This is a genomic window from Kineosporiaceae bacterium, from assembly GCA_016713225.1.
GTDB lineage: Bacteria > Actinomycetota > Actinomycetes > Actinomycetales > Kineosporiaceae > JADJPO01.
The window spans coordinates 18281-37974 of record JADJPO010000006.1; the positions used below are offsets into that span (position 1 = coordinate 18281).

The following is a 19694-nucleotide window of genomic DNA, read 5'->3' on the forward strand; positions in this document are numbered from 1 at the left end:
CGCGCCTCCGGGGAGGACGACCTCGGATCAGGCGCTGCTGCCGCGACGCACGGCGGAGGCCTCGTGCCAGCGGCCGGCCAGCAGCAGGGCGCCGCCGCCGAGCAGCAGCGCGGGCGCCCAGGCCAAGAGCGCCTTGAGCGCCACGGCGCCGAGTGCGGCCGTCCAGGGCACCCCGAACCCGACCAGGGCGACGGCCAGGGCCGCGTCCCGGGGGCTGGCCCCGTGCGGGCCGGGCACGACGCCGGCGAGCTGGCTGGCCCCGAAGGCCGCCAGCACCGCCAGCGGGTTCGTGGTGTGCCCGGTGGCGAGCAGGGCGCCGAACAGCAACGCGATGATCGAGGCCTGATAGGCCACCGAGAGCACCAGGCCGCGGGCCAGCCGGCCGGGCGTCGGCCACTCTCGCCGCGGGATCCAGTGCGGTCGCACCCGGCGCACCAGGAGCAGCGCCGCGACCAGCATCGCTGCCAGCCCGAGGACGCCGACCAGCAGGCGGACCGGAAGTGCCGCTCCGGCCAGACCGACGAAGAGGGTCAGGCCGATCGCGCCGACCAGACGGTCCAGGGTCACCTCGGCGGCGGCGGAGCCGCGGGCCATCCCGACCCCGGTCAACCGTTTGATCCGCCAGAGGTCGGCGCCGACGTGCCCGGGAGTGAGCAGGCCCAGCAGCTCCGACTCGGCGTAGGCACCGACGTGCCAGCCGGTACCGCGGCCGCTGTCGGACAGTCCGCGCCAGCGCAGGGGGCACAGCAGGTACTTGCCCACCGTCCAGATCAGGAGCCCGGCGAGGGCAGGCCACAGGTCGAGTGCGGGCAACCGGGGGAGGGTGATCACAGGAACGGCCACCGCAACCACGATGGCCAGGACCTTGAACGACCGGGAGATCACCGGTCTGTGCCACACGCGCATGTCACCTCGCACCAGGCGGGCGCAGGGCGCGCGTCACCCGCTCCATCATCGCTCACGATGGGCCGTGATCGGACCAGGGTGAGGATCGGGACGCGAGAGGGACGGCGTCGAGGTCTCGAGCACGCCGTACTAGCCTGGCCCGGTGATCGAGAATCGCGACGCCTCGCCGGCGACGCTGATCGCGGTCGCTGGGCTGCCCGGGGTGGGCAAGACCGCGCTCGCGCGGGGCGTGGCGGATCGGCTGGGGGCGACGTTCCTGCGGATCGACACCATCGAGTCGGCGATCGCCACGACGCTGCACCCGTTCCGGGACAACCCGGTCGGGTACGTGGTGGCGGCGCGGGTGGCCGCCGATCAACTGCGCTCCGGACGTCGCGTGGTCGCCGATGCGGTCAACGGCCTGCAGATCGTCCGCGACCTCTGGGCCGGCGTGGCGCGGGAGTGTGGCGTGGCCCTGCACTGGGTCGAGGTGATCTGCAGCGACCAGGCCGAGCACCGCCGCCGGGTGGAGTCGCGCTCCGCCGAGATGCCCGGGCACGAGATCCCGACCTGGCAGCAGGTGCTCGATCGGGACTGGGACCCGTTCGTGGAGCCCCACCTGGTGATCGACAACCTCGGGGACCCACGGCGGCACATCGAGGCGGTCGTGGCCGCGCTCGGGTGACGGGACGACCGAGTGCGGTCACTTCTGACCCCATGACAGCGTTGTCTTCGGTGGGAAGTGACCGCACCAGCGCCAGAAGTGACCGCACCGGATCAGAAGTGACCGCACAACCAGAAAGGCCCCTGCTGCGTCACCGCAGATCAGGGGCCTGACCGAACCTGCACCACATGGTGCGCGAGGGGGGAGTTGAACCCCCATGCCCTTTCGGGCACACGGACCTGAACCGTGCGCGTCTGCCTATTCCGCCACTCGCGCGAGCGGTGGAAAGGCTAGCACGCACCCGGGGTCGATCCCGAACGGTAATCCAGGCCACATCCTCGGCCGGTGTTCGCCGCACCGCGGGGAGGCGGCCGGGTCGTCCGCGCGGTTACGCTGACCTCGGCACGTCGGCCCGGCGCGCAGGCAGGGGAGGTCCACGCGCCGTCGTCGTCCGACGACTGCGTGGGAGCCGCGATCCGAAGGAGGTGGGCGGCGTGGGAGTTCTCGATCGATTCGAGAAGGGCATCGAGCGCGCCGTCAACGGCGCCTTCGCCAAGGCGTTCCGCAGCGAGGTGCAGCCGGTCGAGATCGCCAGCGCGCTGCGACGCGAGTGCGACGAGAAGGCCGCCATCGTGGCCCGCGACCGCACCATCGCCCCCAATGCCTTCGTGGTCGAGCTCGGTACCGCCGACCATCAGCGACTGGGCCAGTGGGAAGAGGCCCTCGGCGACGAACTGAGCGCCGTGGTGGCCGATTACGCCCGGCAGCAGCGCTATCACCTGGCCGGTTCGGTGAAGGTCACCTTCGAGCAGGCCGAGGACCTCGACACCGGTCTGTTCCGGGTGCGCAGCCGGACCGCCAAGGGTGATGTTCCCTCCGGACGGCGCGCCGCCGGCCCGCCCCCGGTTCAACCCCCCGCACCCCCCGTTCCCGGGCCCGGGTCCGACCTGCCCCCCGGACGCCGGGTTGCCCCGCCGCCGCCGGCTCAACCCGGCTGGCCCGAGCCGACTGCCGCTCCCTGGGCGGGTTCGCACGCCCGGCCCACGCTCGACCTGGGTGACGAGGTCTTCGAGATCTCCCGTCCGGTGACGGTGATCGGGCGGGGCACGGACGCGGACGTGGTGCTCGACGACTCCGGCGTCTCCCGCCGGCACGCCGAGATCCACATCACCGATGGTCGCGCCCGGGTGATCGACCTCGGATCGACCAATGGCACCTTCGTCGACGGTGCCAAGCGCCCGGTGACCACTCTCGTCGACGGCAGCGTGATCACCATCGGACGCACCCGCATCGTCTTTCGCGCCGGTGACCTGGATGCGGTGAGCCCGCCGCATCCGCCCGGCGGCGGCCCCGGGCACTGGTGACCGACGGGCGATGAGCGAACTCACCCTCACCCTCTTGCGGCTGGGATTCCTCGGCCTGCTGTGGGTCCTGGTGCTGGCCGTGGTGGCGGTGCTGCGCCGTGACCTGTTCGGCACCCAGGTGCGCCGCAAGGAGACGCCGCTGGCCTCGACCCGCTCGCGATTGGGCCGCGCCCGCGCCGCCGTCCCGGCCGGCGCACCGGACGGTCGGGGACGGGGTGCGCTCTCCCCGCGCACCCCGCCGCGAGGGACGCCCACAGGCGGCCACCTCTTGGTCACTGCGGGGTCGCTCAAGGGCACATCGATCGCGCTGACCCAGGCGCCGATCGTGATCGGTAGGGCGCCGGAGTGCTCCCTCGTGCTCGAGGACGACTATGCATCCAACCGCCATGCCCAGTTGTCGCTGCGGGATGGGGTCTGGATGTTGGAGGATCTGGGTTCGACGAACGGCACGTTCATCGGACGCACCAAGCTGAGCGTGCCGACAGCGCTCGATGCCGGAAGCAGTTTCCGCATCGGGCGCACCACCATCGAGTTGCGGAGGTAGCCGGAGTGGCGATCGCGTTGCGGTACGCGGCTCGTTCCGACGTCGGCCTGGTGCGCTCCAACAATCAGGACTCGGCCTACGCCGGCCCGAACCTGTTGGTCGTGGCGGACGGCATGGGCGGGCACGCCGGCGGTGACGTCGCCTCGTCCCTGGCCATCGGCGAGATGGCCCCGCTGGACGACGAGTTGCACGGTGCCGATGCGTTGGACCACCTCTCGGAGGCGGTCCACGCGGCGCACCGTGAGCTGCTCGACCGGGTCGACGAGGAGCCGGCCCTGGCGGGCATGGGCACCACGGTGACCGCCCTGTTGCGCGCGGGCAACCGGCTGGCGCTGGCCCACATCGGCGATTCGCGGGCCTACCTGCTGCGGGACGGCGCCCTGGTGCAGATCACCAAGGACCACACCTTCGTGCAGACGCTGGTCGACGAGGGCCGGATCACCCTGGCCGAGGCCGAGATCCACCCGCAGCGCAGCGTGGTCATGCGGGTGGTCAGCGATGTCGTGGACGACGTCGAGCCGGACCTGTCGATGCGCGAGGCCCGGATCGGTGATCGGTACCTGCTCTGTTCGGACGGTCTGTCCGGTGTGGTCAGTCTCGAGACCATGCAGGACACCATGGCCGTGCTGGCCGACCCGGGCAGCACCTGCGAACACCTGGTGCACCTGGCGTTGCGCGCCGGGGCGCCGGACAACGTCACCTGCATCGTCGCGGACGTCGTCGACGACAGTGCCCACGGCGAGCTCTCGACGTACATCGTGGGGGCGGCCTCGTTGCACCAACCGCGTCGTGGCCTGCCCCAGGGCCGTGAGGGTCAGGGTTCTGCCGCTGAGCGCGCTGCCGCGCTCACGGCCGTCGGCGGCGACGCCGACGAGGAGGACTCACATGCGCCGACCACCCCTGTCCGTCACCGTCGCCGGGTGATCGGCGGCAGCCTGCTGGTGTTGCTGTTGGTGCTGGGGGGAGGATTCGGCGCCTGGCGCTGGGTCGCCGCCCAGTTGTTCGTCGGGGACTCCCAGGGGGCGGTCGCCGTGTTCAACGGCCTGCCGCAGGATCTCGGGCCGCTGAGTCTGTCGCGGGTCAAGATGGTCGAGGACGACGTGAAGCTGGTCGACCTGCCCGACTACGCCCGCAATCAGATCACCGCCGGGATCCCGGCGGACACCCTGGACGGCGCCCAGCAGATCGTGGCGCGCTACCGCGACCTGGCTGCCCGGTGCCTGGCGTTGCGTGCGGCCGCCACCGCGACGCCGACGCCGACGCCGACACCGACGCCCACGCCGACGCCCACACCTCCGGCGCCCACGCCCAGCCCCACGGCAGCCGCCACGCCCGCGGTGACCGGTTCGGCCAAGGCCGCTGTTCGGCCCACGCCGACGGTCCCGCTGCCCTCCGCCTCCGCGACCACCTTGAACGCGCCGCCGACGGTGACCCTCGAGCCGACGCCGTCCGAGAGTCCCACGCCCACGCCGTCGGTCCCGTCGGACCTCGACTGCGGTGATCTCACCCCGGCGACCGTCGGGGCGTCCGCGAGCGGGAGCTGATGGATGGTCGTCGTCGCCCCGGTCGTCACCCGAACCCGACGCAACGTCGAGTTGGCCCTGCTGGGGCTGGCCATCGCGATCGGGCTCGGCGCGTATGCCCTGGTCGGCATCGCCCACAACGGGCGGATCCCGGGTGACATGGCGGCCTACGGCGGCGGCATGGGGCTGCTGGCCCTGACCGTTCACCTCGTCCTGCGGCTTCGGGCGGCCTATGCCGACCCGGTGATCCTGCCGATCGCGACCGCGCTGAACGGCCTCGGTCTGGTGATGATCCACCGCCTCGACCTCGCCGAGGGCCGCGAGGTGGGTGACTCCATGGCCCTGCGCCAGCTCACCTGGACCACCGTGGGCGTCGCGGCAGCGATCGTGGTGCTGATCGTGCTGCGCGACCACCGAGGCCTCGCCCGGTACACCTACACCGCCATGGCCGCCGCCATCGCGTTGTTGCTGCTGCCGCTGGTGCCGTTCGTCGGCAAGGAGATCAACGGAGCCCGGATCTGGATCCGGCTGGGGCCGATGTCGTTCCAGCCCGGCGAGATCGCCAAGATCGCCCTGGCGGTGTTCTTCGCCGGCTACCTGGTGATCGCCCGGGACTCGCTGTCCCTGGTGGGTCGCAAGGTGTTGGGGCTGCAGCTGCCGCGGGCCCGTGACCTGGGGCCGATCCTGCTGGTCTGGGGGGTCAGCCTGGGTGTGCTGGTGTTCCAGCGCGACCTCGGCACCTCGTTGCTCTTCTTCGGCCTGTTCGTGGCACTGCTCTACGTCGCCACCGAACGCACCAGCTGGATCGTGATCGGCCTGAGCCTGTTCGTCGGCGGCGCCTACGTGGCGTCCCTGGTGTTCTCGCACGTGGCCCGCCGGGTGGACGCCTGGCTGCACACCTTCGACCCGTCGGTGCCCGCCTACCAGTTGCAGCAGGGTCTGTTCGGCATGGCCAGCGGGGGCCTGCTCGGCACCGGGCTGGGCATGGGCCGGCCCGACATCGTCCCGTTCGCCGAGAGCGACTTCATCATCACCTCGATCGGTGAGGAGCTCGGGCTCACCGGACTGTTCGCCGTCCTGATGCTCTACCTGCTGCTGGTCGAGCGAGGCCTGCGGACCGCGATCGGGGTGCGCGACGGCTTCGGCAAGCTGCTCTCGGCCGGGCTGGCCTTCTCGCTCGGGCTGCAGGTGTTCGTCGTGGTCGGGGGCGTCACCCGGGTGATCCCGCTGACCGGCCTGACCACTCCGTTCCTGGCCTATGGCGGCTCGTCGCTGCTGTCGAACTGGATCATCGTCGCCCTGCTGTTGCGGATCTCCGACTCGGCCCGCCGACCGCCGGCGCCCTCGCCGGACACGGCTCCGACGGAGGTGGTGCCGGCATGAACACCCCGTTGCGCCGCCTGGCCACCGTGGTCACCGTGTTGTTCGCGTTGCTCTTCGGCGCCGGCACCTATGTGCAGTTCGTGCGGGCCTCGTGGCTGGATGCCCGCCCCGGGAACGCCCGGACGCTGTACAAGAACTTCGGCCGCGAACGGCAACCGATCATCCTGGCCGGGCGTCAGATCGCCGTGTCCAAAGCGGTGGACGACGCCTACACCTACCAGCGCAGTTACCCCGATGGACCGCTCTACAGCGCCGTCACCGGCTACTACTCGATCGTCTACGGTGCCACCGGCATCGAGGCGGCCGAGGGTTCGTTGCTGTCCGGCACAGCCGATCAGCTCTTCGTCCGGCGGATCCAGGACCTGCTCACCGGCAAGCCCGCCCAGGGGGCCACGGTGGAGCTGACGATCCAGCCGAAGGCGCAACAGGCGGCGTGGGACGCCCTCGGCGATCAGCGAGGCGCCGTGGTGGCGCTCGACCCGCGCACCGGCGACATCCTGGCGATGGTGAGCAAGCCCGCCTACGACCCGAACCGGCTGGCCTCCCACGACACAGCAGCGGTCAAGAAGGCCTACACCGCCCTGAACGACGACGAGGGCCGCCCGCTGGAGAACCGGGCCATCGCGAGCCGGCTCTACCCGCCCGGATCGACCTTCAAGTTGATCACGGCCGCCGCTGCCCTGGAGAGTGGTGACTACGAGCTCGACACCGAGGTGGACGGCCCGGCCCAGCTGACCCTGCCCCAGACCAAGACCACCCTGCCCAACGACTTCTCCGGCGCCTGCTCACCCAGCGGCAAGATCACCTTGAAGGATGCCTTGAGGATCTCCTGCAACACCGCGTTCGGCTCGGTCGGTATGGCCCTGGGGGGCGAGGCGCTGCGTGAGCAGGCGACGAAGTTCGGTTTCGGTCAGCCCCTGAAGATGCCGCTGACGGTGACCCCGAGCCAGTTCCCCGAGAACCCGAGCCCTGCCCAGGTGGCCCAGTCGGCGATCGGCCAGTTCGACGTCCGGGTCAGCCCGCTGCAGATGGCCATGGTCTCGGCGGCGATCGCCAACCGGGGCATCGTGATGAAGCCGCGCCTGGTCAACCGGATCCTGGCGGCGGACCTGACCGTGATGTCGCGCCCGCAGACCGAGGAGCTGGGCCGGGCGGTCTCGACGGGCACGGCCGAGAAGCTGACCGACATGATGGAGGCCGTGGTCTCCTCCGGTACCGGCACCCGAGCCCAGTTGGACGGCGTCCGGGTGGCGGGCAAGACCGGCACCGCCGAGCAGGGCAAGGATGCCCAGGGACGCAAGCGGCCACCGAACGCATGGTTCACCGCGTTCGCCCCTGCGGATGATCCACAGGTCGCCGTGGCCGTCATCGTGGAGGACGGTGGAACGCTCGGAGACGAGGCGTCGGGTGGCCGAGTGGCGGCCCCGATCGCGAAGAAGGTCATGGAGGCGGTGATCAGCCAGTGAGCGTGCGCGCGGGGACGCGGATCAATGGTCGCTACCGGCTCAGTGAACGGATCGCGGTCGGTGGCATGGGCGAGGTGTGGCGCGCCACCGACGAGGGTCTCGGCCGGTCGGTGGCGGTCAAGATCCTGCGCGCCGAGCTCGCCGAGGACGAGGCCTTCCGCAAGCGGTTCCGGGCCGAGGCGCGCACCGCGGCCAGCCTGCCGCACAACGGCATCGCCGCGGTCTTCGACTACGGCGAGACGACCGTCGGGCCGGACGGCGTGTCGCCGTCCGCCGACCCGGTGCAGGGCGACGGCATCGCCTACCTGGTGATGGAACTCGTTCCAGGAGAAGCCCTTTCGGCAATCCTGACCCGGGGTGCGCTGGGCATCGAGCGCACCTTGGCGCTGCTGGCCCAGGCCGCCCGCGCGTTGCACGCCGCCCACGCCAAGGGTGTCATCCACCGCGATGTCAAGCCCGCCAACCTGATGGTCACGCCCGAGGGCCGGGTGAAGGTCACCGACTTCGGCATCGCGCGTCCGGTCGACCACGAGCCGCTCACCATGACCGGACAGGTGATGGGCACGGCCCACTACCTGGCCCCCGAGCTGGCCCGGGGTCTGGACGCCAGCCCGTTGTCGGACGTGTACGCCCTGGGTGTGGTGGCTTATGAGTGCCTGGCCGGTCATCGACCGTTCGAGGGCGACAACCAGGTGCTGGTGGCCACGGCCCATCTGAGTCAGCAGCCGCCGCCGCTGCCCGGCACCATCCCGCCGGACGTCGTGGCTGCCGTCGATGCCGCCATGGAGAAGGACCCGGCCGATCGGGTGCGGTCGGCCGAGCTGTTCGCCATCGCCCTCGAGAAGCTGCTCGCCCACGACCCGACGGCGCTGGCCGACATCGGTGGGTCCCGCCAGGACGGCACCGCGCACCACCGGCACGTCCACTCGGCGCAGGCGCCGATGATCGGGCCGGACGGCGTGGCCGCCTCACGCGCTGGACGGCACAGTGCCCCGCCGACCGCACCGTCGCCGGCCTCATCGTCACCGATCGCCGGTGGCCTCGGGGCACCTCCGACCCGGGTCACGCCGGGTGCTGCCGACACCGTTGCCGCGCCCCGGCCGGGCGGGTGGCCGAGCGTTCCCACCGCCCCCCAGGGCCTGCCGGCGACCCGCCGCGCCGGTGGCGGTGCGGCGGCCGGCTCGCGGCCGCCGGGACCGAACACCGGACGACGGCGCGACGGGCGGCCGAAGATCTCGCCGACCTGGCTGCTGATCGGGGGCCTGCTGGGCGTGATCGTGCTGGTGGTGGTGTTGATCGTCGCCACCACCGAGGACCCGGGTGGTCCGGTCGACGTCACCGACGCGACGCCGACGTCCCAGGTCACCGGAGCCCAGACGCCCTCGTTGCTGCCCACGACGTCTCAAACCGGCTCGCTGACCCCGACCGGGCGCAAGTCGTCCTCCCGCCCCAGCCGCTCGCCGTCGGTGGCGCCGTCCTCGGGCGTGCCCACCAGCGCGCCGCCGTCCAGCGGGCGGCCGAGCTCGCCGGCGCCGTCCAGCCCCGCACCGTCGAGCCCCGGGCCGACCAGTCCTGATCCGACCACGCCGCCGCCGACCACCCCGTCGGTGCCGGTCTCGCCCACGGCGAGCGTCCCTCCCCCGTCCTCGCCCGCCGCCGGTGGATTGGGTGCCGCGCTCGTCCAGGAGAAGCCATGAGTGACAACCCGCGGGTGCTCGGCAATCGCTACGAGGTGGGCGATCTCCTGGGCCGTGGCGGTATGGCCGAGGTGCACCTGGGCCGCGACACCCGGTTGGGGCGGGTGGTGGCCATCAAGTTGTTGCGGGTCGATCTGGCCCGGGACCCGATCTTCCAGGCGCGGTTCCGTCGCGAGGCGCAGTCGGCCGCCTCGCTCAACCACCCGGCGATCGTCGCGGTGTACGACACCGGCGAAGAACAGCTGGTGGACGCCGCGGGCAGCCTGATCGCGCTGCCGTACATCGTGATGGAGTACGTCGAGGGCCGGACCTTGCGCGAACTCTTGCGCGACGGGCAGCCCTTGCAGGTCTCGCAGGCCGTCGAACTGACCAGCGGGGTCCTGTCGGCGCTGGAGTACAGCCACCGCGCCGGCATCGTGCACCGCGACATCAAGCCGGCCAACGTCATGCTCACCCCGGACGGCGACGTCAAGGTGATGGATTTCGGCATCGCGCGGGCGTTGGCCGACGTCTCGAACACCATGACGGCCACCCAGGCCGTGATCGGCACCGCGCAGTACCTGTCGCCCGAGCAGGCCCGTGGCGAGACCGTCGACGCCCGCAGCGATCTCTACTCCGCCGGGTGCCTGCTCTTCGAACTGGTCACCGGTCGACCGCCGTTCGTCGCCGACTCACCGGTCGCCGTGGCCTACCAGCACGTCCGGGAGGCCCCGCCGCTGCCGAGCTCGCTCAACCCCGCCATCAGCGAGAACCTCGACCGGGTGGTGCTGCACTCGCTGGCGAAGGACCGTGAGACCCGGTACCAGAACGCCGCCGAGTTCCGGGCCGACCTCGAGAACGTGCGCGCCGGGCGTCCGGTCGGGGCTCCCGCCATGGCGGTCGGGGGCGGGCGCGGCGGCGACGATCGCGGGGCCTACGCGCCGACCGAGGCGATGACCCGTCCGCCCGGCCCGGCAGGTGCAGCGGGTTCGGCGGGCCCGACGCGGCCGTTGGCCACCCAACTGCCGCCGCCGCCGACCGGGTACGGCTCCGACTACGACAACGGGTACGCCGGGTACGACACCCGCTACCCCGACCCGCAGCTGCAGGGCTACGACCCCAACGGCCCCAACGGACGCGGCACCTCACGGGGCGCCGGCCGCAACGTCGGCTACGTGCTGCTCGGGCTGGTGGTCGTGGCGGTGTTCGCCGCCGTGGCCTACCTGGCGTACACCATGCTCGGGACGTCCATCAAGCAGGTCGCCGTGCCCCCGGTGAAGGGCCTGACCCGCACCGAGGCCGTCGCCAAGCTGAGCGAGGCGAAGCTGACCGTGGCGTCGGTCGAGCAGGCCAGCGACACGGTGCCGCCCGACACGGTCATCGACCAGGACCCTGCCAGTGGCGTGCGGGTCGACGAGGGCAGTTCGGTCACGCTGACCATCTCGACCGGTTCGTCGACCGTGCAGGTGCCCGACGTCAAGGACATGACCCGCGAGCAGGCCGAGGCCGAGCTGAAGAAGGCCGGACTCACGGTGGCAGGCACCAAGTCGGTGGACAATGCGGAGATCGACAAGGACAAGGTGGCCGGTACCGATCCGAAGGCCACCAAGTCCGTGGCCAAGGGTTCGGGCGTCACCCTGCTGATCTCCAGCGGGATGGTGGACGTCCCCGACGTGACGGGCAAGTCCCTCACCGAGGCCCAGGCGATCCTCAACGACCTCAACCTCAACGTGAACGTCGTGCCCGAGCCGAGTGACCAGCCCGTGGGCACGGTGATCCGCCAGGAGCCGGCCAAGGGCGAGAAGCTGCAACGCGGCAGTGGCAACGTGACGCTGCACGTGGCTGCGGCGCAGGCGTCCCCACCACCAACCGAGGTGCCGCCGACCGACACCCCCTCGGACGGGGCGTCCCCGGGGCCGGAGCCGAGCCCGGCACCGAGCTGATCGTCGAGCTGATCGTCGAGCTGAACGTCAGCGGCGGACCAGGGGGGCCAGCCCGGCGGAACGGGCCACGGCGTCCGGCGAACCGCACTGGGCGAGCCAGTTCGCGAGCAGCCGGTGACCGCCCTCGGTGAGCACCGACTCGGGGTGGAACTGCACGCCGTGCAGCGGCAACTCGCGGTGCTGCAGCGCCATCACGACGCCGTCGCTGGTCCAGCCGGTCAGCTCGAGGCAGTCCGGCACCGTGTCGGCGACCACCGCCAGGGAGTGGTACCGGGTCGCGGTGAACGGTGAATCGAGGCCGCTCAGCACCCCGTGCCCGGTGTGGAAGACCTGCGAGGTCTTACCGTGCATCAGCTCGGGGGCATGGGTCACGGTGCCGCCGAACACCTCGCCGAGCGCCTGATGGCCCAGGCACACCCCGAGCATCGGCTGGGCGTGCGCGGCGCAGTACTCGACCATCGCCGGGCAGACCCCGGCCTCGGCCGGCGTGCCCGGCCCGGGCGAGAGCAGCACGCCGTCGTAGCCGGCGGCGTCCGCCGTACCCACCTCGTCGTTGCGCCGGACGTCGCAGCTCGCGCCGAGCTGGGCCAGGTAGCCGACGATCGTCCACACGAAGCTGTCGTAGTTGTCGACCACGAGGATCCGGACGGCGGGGGTGTCTGTGCTGTGGGTGCGCTCGCTCACGCCTCCATCGTGTCAGTTCCCGCTGTTCGGTGACGGTCCGCCGGCTCGGGTACGACTAGGGCAGTGGCCGCGCGTGATCGAGTCGCGGGGCGCCCGTGTAGCCGGGCACCTGCTGGATCCCGCCGTCGCGCACGTCGTAGCCGAGACCGACCTGGCGCACGTATTCGCGGTACACCCCGACCTCCGGCGAGGTGTCCAGACCGCGCCGCAGGGCCTCGGGGTCGCCGAGGGCAACCACCACGTAGGGCGGCGAGTAGAGCGTGTCCTGCACCAACAGCGTGTTGCCCACACAGCGCACCGCGGTGGTGGCGATGATCCGCCGTCCCATCAGGGTGATCGCCTCGGCGCCGCCCGCCCACAGCGCGTTGACCACGGCCTGGAGGTCCTGCTGATGGACGACGAGCTCGTCGGCGCGGAAGCCCTCGCGCACCCGGCCTGCGGGGGCGTCGTCCAGGGTCACCGTGAGCGTCGGACCCCGCAGCGCCGTCAGACCGGCAGGTTGCGCGAGGGCGGCGACCTCGGCCTGCAGCCTGGCGACCGTGCCGTTGGCGCGGCCCTCGGCGGCGGTGAGGCCGTCGATCTGGCGGGTCAGCCGGGCGACCCGGTCGGCGGCCTGTTGCCCGCGGGCCTGTTCGGGGGTGTAGAGCGCCGTGCTGTCGACGCGATCGGTGCGTGGGGTGCCGTGCTGCGCCTCGTGGGCGCTGGTGGAGAACAGCAGCCCGGCCAGCAGCAGCACGGCCGCGAGCGGCCACCGGTGTGCACGGCGTGGAGTCGATTCCTGGCTCGATTCCGGGGTCGATTCCTGGCTCGATTCGTGGCTCGATTCGTGGCTCGCCACCATCGGTCCGTGCACCTCCTGCCTCGAGGATCGCTTCGGCCGCTTACGCTAGGTACGCGAAGATGGAATCACCAGAGCACACATCCCACGAGTGATCGACACCGGCGTGCACCCGCGTCCGGTCGAGGAGCCTGACATGCCCGAGTCCCGGGTTCGCCGCAAGGCGCCGTTCACCCCGCCATCGGCCAAGGCGGCCCCACCCAAGCCGAACGCGCGCTGGTTCGTCCCGGTGATGGTGGGACTGCTGGTGCTGGGTTTGATCTACCTCGTCGTCAGCTACCTGGCCGAGTTCCGCTACCCGGTGCCGGGCATCGGCTACTGGAACCTCGGGATCGGGTTCGGCATCGTCATGGCCGGGTTCGTGATGACCACCCGCTGGCGCTGAGCCGCAGGTCCCCTTCGCACCACGTGTCGCTGCCCGGCCACGCCCTCGTGCGTGGCCGGGCAGTCGTGCGTTCCCGTACATCCACAGGGTTGACCACAGCCTGTGGGAAGTCACAGACCTGGAATTACACAGGTGTGAGTAACCATGTGGACAAGCCTGTCCGGCCTGCTGGGAGGCGCCGCTCACCTCCACTGGACAGCCGCCCGCCGATGGTCACGATCGAGTGGCGGGTGGTCCACACCCTTGACACTGCGGAAATCGTCCTGAAATGTTCGCGCGACACCGTAAGCGCCGTTCCCGCCAGCAGCACGGAGGGCAGATCATGTCGATCGTTCGGGCAGCCATCACCCAGGCGAAGTGGACCGGCGACAAGGAGTCCATGCTCGCCAAGCACGAGGGTCTGGTGCGGCAGGCGGCCGCCCAGAACGTGCAGGTGATCTGCTTCCAGGAGCTCTTCTACGGCCCCTACTTCGGCATCGTGCAGGACAAGAAGTACTACGACTACGCCGAGTCGGTGCCCGGCCCGACCACCGAACGGTTCGCCGCCCTGGCCGCCGAACACCACATGGTGATGGTGCTGCCCGTCTACGAGGAGGAGCAGCCCGGCGTCCTGTACAACTGCGCCGCCGTGATCGATGCCGACGGCACCTTCCTCGGCAAGTACCGCAAGAACCACATCCCGCACGTGGACCGGTTCTGGGAGAAGTTCTACTTCCGCCCCGGCAACCTGGGCTGGCCGGTGTTCGACACCGCCGTGGGCAAGATCGGCGTGACCATCTGCTACGACCGGCACTTCCCCGAGGGGTGGCGGGTGCTCGGCCTGAACGGCGCCCAGATCGTGTTCAACCCGAACGCCTCCAAGCCGGGCCTGTCGAACCGGCTGTGGGAGCTGGAGCAGACCTGCGCCGCCGGCGCCAACGGTTACTTCGTCGGCGTGCCCAACCGGGTCGGCGCCGAGACCGGCGAGTTCGGTGAGCAGGCGGTCGACTTCTACGGCACCTCCTACTTCGCCGACCCGCGCGGCAACTACGTCGGCGAGGTGGCCACCAGTACCGATGAGGAGATGCTGGTGCGCGACCTCGACATGAGCCTGGTGCGCGAGGTGCGCGCCGACTGGCAGTTCTATCGAGACCGCCGTCCCGACGCCTATGGCCCGATCGTGGCTCCGTGAGGGAGGGGTTGACGTGAGCACCACTCTGATCACCGGCGGCACCGTCGTCTCGGCGACCGGCCGGGTCGCCGCCGACGTCCTGGTGGACGGCGAGCGCATCGTCGCCGTCCTGGCCCCCGGTTCGACACTGCTCGGTCACGATCTCGCGGCGGGCGCCGATCGGGTGATCGACGCCGCGGGCAAGTACGTGATCCCCGGGGGGGTCGATGCCCATACCCACATGGAGTTGCCGTTCGGTGGCACCGCCGCCTCGGACACCTTCGAGACCGGTACCCGGGCGGCTGCCTGGGGTGGCACCACCACCATCGTCGACTTCGCGCTGCAGACCCCCGGCGTCCAGGTGCTCGACGGCCTGGCCACCTGGCATGCCAAGGCCGAGGGCAACTGCGCCATCGACTACGGGTTCCACCAGATCATCGGCAGCGTGGACGCCGACGCCCTGGCCTCGATGCCGCGCCTGCTGGACGAGGGGGTCAGCAGCTTCAAGCTGTTCATGGCCTACCCGGGCGTCTTCTACGCCGACGACGGGCAGATCCTGAAGGCGATGCAGATCAGCGCCGAGACCGGGCTGATGACGATGATGCACGCCGAGAACGGCATCGCCATCGACGTGCTGGCCGAGCAGCTGGTGGCCGCGGGCAAGACCGATCCGTACTACCACGGCATCGCCCGCGCCTGGCAGATGGAGGAGGAGGCCACCCACCGGGCGATCATGCTGGCCGACCTGACGGGCGCGCCGCTGTACGTCGTCCACGTCTCGGCGAAACAGGCTGTGGCGCAACTGGCCACGGCGCGCGACCGCGGCGCCAACGTGTTCGGCGAGACCTGCCCGCAGTACCTGTACCTCTCGCTGGAGGAACAGCTCGGGGCGCCCGGATTCGAGGGTGCGAAGTGGGTGTGCTCGACGCCGCTGCGCTCGCGCGCCGAGGGCCACCAGGACTCGATGTGGCAGGCGTTGCGCACCAACGATCTGCAGATGGTCTCGACCGACCACTGCCCGTTCTGCTTCAAGGACCAGAAGGAGCTCGGCCTGGGCAACTTCATGAAGATCCCCAACGGGATCGGGTCGGTGGAGCACCGGATGGACCTGCTGTACCAAGGCGTGGTCAGCGGCCAGATCTCGCTGGAGCGGTGGGTGGAGGTCACCTCGACCACGCCGGCGCGAATGTTCGGCCTGTACGGGCGCAAGGGCGTGATCGCCCCCGGCGCGGACGCCGACCTCGTGGTCTACGACCCGAACGGCCACACCTCGATCGGGTACGGCAAGACCCACCACATGGCGATGGACCACTCCGCGTGGGAGGGGTTCGAGATCGACGGGCACGTGGACGTCGTGATGAGCCGGGGCCGAGTGTTGATCGAGAACGGTGAGTACCACGAGAGCAAGGGGCACGGGCGCTACGTCAAACGCGGTCTGAGTCAGTACCTCGTCTAGCCCTCGTCCAGCAGATCACAGTCCGGGCACACAGGAGGAGGTCGCGATGGAGTTCGGCGCGGTACTGCAGTGCAACCCGCCCGCGGCCCGCACGGTCGCGATGGCCAAGCTGGCCGAGTCCTACGGCTTCGACTACGTGTGGACCTTCGACTCCCACCTGCTCTGGCAGGAGCCCTACGTCATCTACAGCCAGATCCTGGAGGAGACCCGCAAGATCAAGGTCGGCCCGATGGTCACCAACCCGGCCACCCGCGACTGGACCGTCACCGCCTCGATCCACGCCACGCTCAACGAGATGTACGGCAACCGCACCATCTGCGGCATCGGGCGCGGCGACTCGGCGGTGCGCGTGGTGAACGGGGCACCGACCACGCTGGCCACGCTGCGCGAGGCGATCCACGTGATCCGTGAGCTGGCCAACTCACGGTCGGTGGAGTACAACGGCTCGATCCTGCGCTTTCCCTGGAGCAAGGGGTCCACCCTCGACGTGTGGGTGGCCGCCTACGGCCCCAAGGCGTTACAGCTCACCGGCGAGGTCGGTGACGGGTTCATCCTGCAGTTGGCCGACGTCGACATCGCCTCGTGGATGATCGAGACCGTCCGGACGGCGGCCAGCGATGCCGGGCGCGATCCGATGGCGGTGAAGTTCTGTGTCGCCGCCCCGGCCTACGTCGGTACCGACCTGGCGCACATGCGCGACCAGTGCCGGTGGTTCGGCGGCATGGTGGGCAATCACGTGGCCGACATCGTCACCAAGTACGGTCAGAGCTCTGCCGTGCCGAAGGCCCTGACCGACTACATCGCCGGCCGGCAGGGCTACGACTACAACCAGCACGGCCGCCCCGGCAACACCCACGCCAGCTTCGTGCCCGACGAGATCGTCGACCGGTTCTGCATCCTGGGAACCCCGGCCGAACACATCGAGAAGCTCCGGGCGCTCGAGGCGATCGGGGTCGACCAGTTCGCCGCCTACATCCAGCACGACGACAACGAGGCCACCATGCGCTCGTACGGCACCACGGTGATCCCCGCCCTGGCGGACGTGGTGACGGCGAAGCTGTGAGCGGGCCGATCGGATGAGCGCCGACCTGAGATCGCCTGCATCACCGACGTCGCGGCGGCTGCGCGCGCTGGGGTACGGCGTGGGTGGAGTGCTGCTGCCGACCCTGCTCTGGGAGGGCTACAAGCTGATCGGCCCCGAGAGGGGCGTCGTCCTGGGTGGGCGCACCGTGCTGCCGCGCACCAGCGAACTCGCCATGCCGCACGTGTGGACGATGCTGGGCCGGCTCGCCGAGCCGGTCTCGTCGGTGAAGGGATCGCCGCCGCTGTGGCGCGCGGTGTTCGACGCGGCGACGTTCACCTTGGGCATCGCGACCGTCGGCTGGCTGCTCGGCGTGCTGATCGGGGTGGCGCTGGCCCTGGTGATGTTGCGGCTGCGGGTGGCCAAGTCGGCGATGCTGCCCTGGATCGTGCTCAGCCAGACCGTGCCCCTGATCGCGATCGCCCCCCTGGTGCGCCGGTGGGGTGCGCAGCTGACGCTGGGGCCGTGGGACTGGCAGAACTGGATGTCGGTCTCGGTGATCTCGGCGTACCTGGCGTTCTTCCCCGTCGCGGTGAACACGTTGCGGGGCCTGGAATCCCCCGAGACGGCCCATCTGGAGCTGATGCGTGCCTACTCGATCGGCTGGTGGCGCACCCTGACCCACCTGCGCGTTCCCGCCGCGGTGCCCTATCTGCTGTCCGGGCTGCGCCTGGCGGCGGCGAACGCGGTGGTCGGCGCCGTCGTGGCCGAGGTGTCGATCGGGCTGCGCGGCGGCATCGGCCGGTTGATCGTCGAGTACGCCGCGGCGTCCGGGGGTGACCCGGGTAAGCCCTGGGGGCCGATCTTCGGCGCGGTCGCTCTCGGGCTGGTCGCGGTCGGGGTGGTCAGCCTGATCGGCGCGTTGCTGCACCGCTATCGCAGAGGGGAAGTGGCCACGTGAGCGCGGGCATGATCAGCGGGGCCGGCGGGGTGGCTGAGGCCGGCGACGCCGTCCGGGTCGAGTCGGTGAGCCGACTGTTCAGCGGACGCCGCGGCTCGGGCGAGGTGCATGCGCTCGAGGGCGTCGACCTGACCCTGGCGGCGGGGGAGTTCGTGTCGCTGATCGGGCCGTCCGGCTGCGGCAAGAGCACGCTGATGCGCCTGATCGCCGACCTGGACACCCCGACGTCCGGCTCGATCTCGGTGTTCGGCAAGACCCCGCACCAGGCCCGGCTCGACCACGACTACGGCATCGCCTTCCAGCAGGCCGGGCTGCTGCCCTGGCGCACGGTGCGGGCGAACATCGACCTGCCGCTGCAGTTGCACGGCGCCGACAAGGCGATCCGTGACGCCCGCATCGCGCACCTGCTCGAGATGATCGGGCTGAGCGAGTTCACCGACCACTACCCGGATCAGCTCTCCGGCGGCATGCAGCAGCGGGTGGCGATCGCTCGCTCGTTCGCCGAGAGCCCGCGGCTGCTGCTGATGGACGAGCCGTTCGGGGCGCTGGACGAGATGACCCGCGAACGGATGCAGTCCGAGTTGTTGGCGTTGTGCGCCGAGACCGGGGCAGCCGTGGTGTTCGTGACCCACTCGATCCCGGAGGCGGTGTACCTGTCGCATCGGGTGGTGGTGATGTCGGCCCGCCCCGGCAAGATCCGCGAGGTGATCGAGGTCGACCTCGGCGACGCCACCGAGCGGGGCGAGGGATTGCGTGAGGAACAGGCCTTCTTCACGGCGATCAGCGAGGTGCGCGAGGCCCTGCACAGCGAACACAACGAGCAGAGTGAACAGAACGAACACAACGACCGGGGCGCGAGCGCGGCGAACCGGCCGCGCGGGGTCGAGACCCGATGAGCACGCCGACGGTGCGACCCGAGCGATCCGGGTGGTCTGCGCGATCCGGGTGGTCTGCGTCGGCGGTGTCGTCCGGCTTGGACGGCAGCCGGCACGTCCTCGCGCCGCTGGTGCTGGGCGCCGTCCTGCTCGGGGCGTGGCACGGCGCGGTGGTGGCGCTGTCGATCGAGCCGTTCGTGCTGCCCTCGCCGGTGGCGATCGGGCAGGCCTTCGCGGACAAGATCGGCCCGATCGGTACTGCGATGAAGGTGACCGGCACCAATGCCGCGATCGGGTTGGTGACCGGCGCGGTGGTGGCGTTGCTGGCCGCGGCGATCGGGCACCTGTGGCCGGTCACCGAACGGCTCGGGGCGCCGGTGGTGACGGCGCTGTCGGTGATCCCGATCGTGGCGCTCGCGCCGGTGCTCTACACGATGATGGGCGCCGGGGCGCAGACCACCCGGCAGATCATCGCCGCGATCGCGGTCTTCGTGCCGGTGTACGTCAATGCCCTGCGCGGCTTCGCCAACGTGTCCGCGGTGCACCGTGACCTGATGGCGGCGGCCGGAGCCACCCACTGGCAGTCGACGTGGCACCTGACCCTGCCCAGCGCCACGCCGTACATCACCACGGGTCTGCGGGTGGCGTCGTCCCTTGCGGTGATCTCGGCGCTGATCTCGGAGTACTTCGGAGGCCCGGTCGGCGGGCTCGGCAAGGCGATCACCTCGGCGGCGTCCAGTTCGAACTACACCCTGGCGTGGGCGTACGTACTCGGTGCGATCCTGCTGGGCCTGATCTTCTACGGCGTGACGGCGGCCATCGAGCATCGGGCCGGCCGCTGATGAAAGGTGCTCTCTCCCAGCCAGTCCGGCCCAC

General features: G+C 70.8%; 18 protein-coding genes and 1 tRNA gene. 15 read left to right on the top strand and 4 right to left on the bottom strand.

Going from position 1 to position 19694, the window contains the following annotated elements; all coding sequences use genetic code 11:
• Nucleotides 1-27: 27 nt before the first annotated feature.
• On the bottom strand, nt 28-900 hold the full coding sequence (locus IPK24_20485; protein MBK8077866.1) for a flippase-like domain-containing protein: 873 nt from the start codon (nt 898-900) through the stop codon (nt 28-30).
• Nucleotides 901-1081: 181 nt separating this feature from the next.
• On the opposite strand from IPK24_20485, the gene IPK24_20490 reads away from it, so the two are divergent.
• Nucleotides 1082-1570 (top strand): AAA family ATPase, encoded by a 489-nt coding sequence (locus IPK24_20490; protein ID MBK8077867.1) that lies wholly within the window; start codon nt 1082-1084, stop codon nt 1568-1570.
• Between the two features lie 168 nt (nt 1571-1738).
• Here the strand turns inward: IPK24_20490 and IPK24_20495 are convergent.
• Nucleotides 1739-1825 (bottom strand) — tRNA-Leu (locus IPK24_20495).
• A gap of 218 nt (nt 1826-2043) precedes the next feature.
• Here IPK24_20495 and IPK24_20500 point away from each other — a divergent pair.
• From IPK24_20500 to pknB, 7 genes are read left to right on the top strand one after another with little or no spacing between them, the layout of a single operon-like run.
• The gene (locus IPK24_20500; protein ID MBK8077868.1) at nt 2044-2913 is read left to right on the top strand and encodes a DUF3662 and FHA domain-containing protein; all 870 of its coding nucleotides are present in this window, start codon (nt 2044-2046) and stop codon (nt 2911-2913) included.
• Nucleotides 2914-2923: 10 nt separating this feature from the next.
• Entirely contained in the window at nt 2924-3457 is a 534-nt protein-coding gene (locus IPK24_20505) for an FHA domain-containing protein (GenBank protein MBK8077869.1), read from the top strand.
• Nucleotides 3458-3462: 5 nt separating this feature from the next.
• Entirely contained in the window at nt 3463-5001 is a 1539-nt protein-coding gene (locus IPK24_20510) for a protein phosphatase 2C domain-containing protein (GenBank protein ID MBK8077870.1), read from the top strand.
• Between the two features lie 3 nt (nt 5002-5004).
• Nucleotides 5005-6363: an FtsW/RodA/SpoVE family cell cycle protein gene (locus tag IPK24_20515; GenBank protein MBK8077871.1), complete on the top strand. Its 1359-nt coding sequence runs from the start codon at nt 5005-5007 to the stop codon at nt 6361-6363.
• Nucleotides 6360-7829: a penicillin-binding protein 2 gene (locus IPK24_20520; protein MBK8077872.1), complete on the top strand. Its 1470-nt coding sequence runs from the start codon at nt 6360-6362 to the stop codon at nt 7827-7829. Before IPK24_20515 ends, IPK24_20520 begins: the two co-directional genes overlap by 4 nt.
• The gene (locus IPK24_20525) at nt 7826-9526 is read left to right on the top strand and encodes a protein kinase (GenBank protein MBK8077873.1); all 1701 of its coding nucleotides are present in this window, start codon (nt 7826-7828) and stop codon (nt 9524-9526) included. Before IPK24_20520 ends, IPK24_20525 begins: the two co-directional genes overlap by 4 nt.
• On the top strand, nt 9523-11448 hold the full coding sequence (gene pknB, locus IPK24_20530) for a Stk1 family PASTA domain-containing Ser/Thr kinase (protein ID MBK8077874.1): 1926 nt from the start codon (nt 9523-9525) through the stop codon (nt 11446-11448). The genes IPK24_20525 and pknB overlap by 4 nt, the downstream gene beginning before the upstream one ends.
• Nucleotides 11449-11475: 27 nt before the next feature.
• Here the strand turns inward: pknB and IPK24_20535 are convergent, their stop codons facing one another.
• The gene (locus tag IPK24_20535) at nt 11476-12132 is read right to left on the bottom strand and encodes an aminodeoxychorismate/anthranilate synthase component II (protein MBK8077875.1); all 657 of its coding nucleotides are present in this window, start codon (nt 12130-12132) and stop codon (nt 11476-11478) included.
• 55 nt (nt 12133-12187) lie between these two features.
• Nucleotides 12188-12973: a DUF881 domain-containing protein gene (locus IPK24_20540; protein ID MBK8077876.1), complete on the bottom strand. Its 786-nt coding sequence runs from the start codon at nt 12971-12973 to the stop codon at nt 12188-12190.
• Between the two features lie 133 nt (nt 12974-13106).
• On the opposite strand from IPK24_20540, the gene IPK24_20545 reads away from it, so the two are divergent.
• The 7 genes from IPK24_20545 to IPK24_20575 all read left to right on the top strand — a co-directional run bounded on the left by IPK24_20545 (nt 13107) and on the right by IPK24_20575 (nt 19660).
• Nucleotides 13107-13355, top strand: coding sequence for a cell division protein CrgA (locus IPK24_20545; protein MBK8077877.1), 249 nt, complete (start codon nt 13107-13109; stop codon nt 13353-13355).
• A 322-nt stretch (nt 13356-13677) separates the two neighbouring features.
• Nucleotides 13678-14526, top strand: coding sequence for an acyltransferase (locus tag IPK24_20550; GenBank protein ID MBK8077878.1), 849 nt, complete (start codon nt 13678-13680; stop codon nt 14524-14526).
• Between the two features lie 13 nt (nt 14527-14539).
• Nucleotides 14540-15961, top strand: a complete 1422-nt coding sequence (gene hydA / locus IPK24_20555) for a dihydropyrimidinase (GenBank protein ID MBK8077879.1) — start codon at nt 14540-14542, stop codon at nt 15959-15961.
• A gap of 46 nt (nt 15962-16007) precedes the next feature.
• A complete protein-coding gene (locus IPK24_20560) occupies nt 16008-17024 on the top strand; it encodes a TIGR03842 family LLM class F420-dependent oxidoreductase (protein MBK8077880.1) in 1017 nt (338 codons plus the stop codon).
• A 13-nt stretch (nt 17025-17037) separates the two neighbouring features.
• Nucleotides 17038-17943 (top strand): ABC transporter permease subunit, encoded by a 906-nt coding sequence (locus IPK24_20565; GenBank protein MBK8077881.1) that lies wholly within the window; start codon nt 17038-17040, stop codon nt 17941-17943.
• A gap of 8 nt (nt 17944-17951) precedes the next feature.
• Complete coding sequence (locus IPK24_20570; protein MBK8077882.1) at nt 17952-18839, top strand: ABC transporter ATP-binding protein; 888 nt, start codon at nt 17952-17954, stop codon at nt 18837-18839.
• Entirely contained in the window at nt 18836-19660 is an 825-nt protein-coding gene (locus tag IPK24_20575; protein ID MBK8077883.1) for an ABC transporter permease subunit, read from the top strand. The genes IPK24_20570 and IPK24_20575 overlap by 4 nt, the downstream gene beginning before the upstream one ends.
• Nucleotides 19661-19694: the final 34 nt, after the last annotated feature.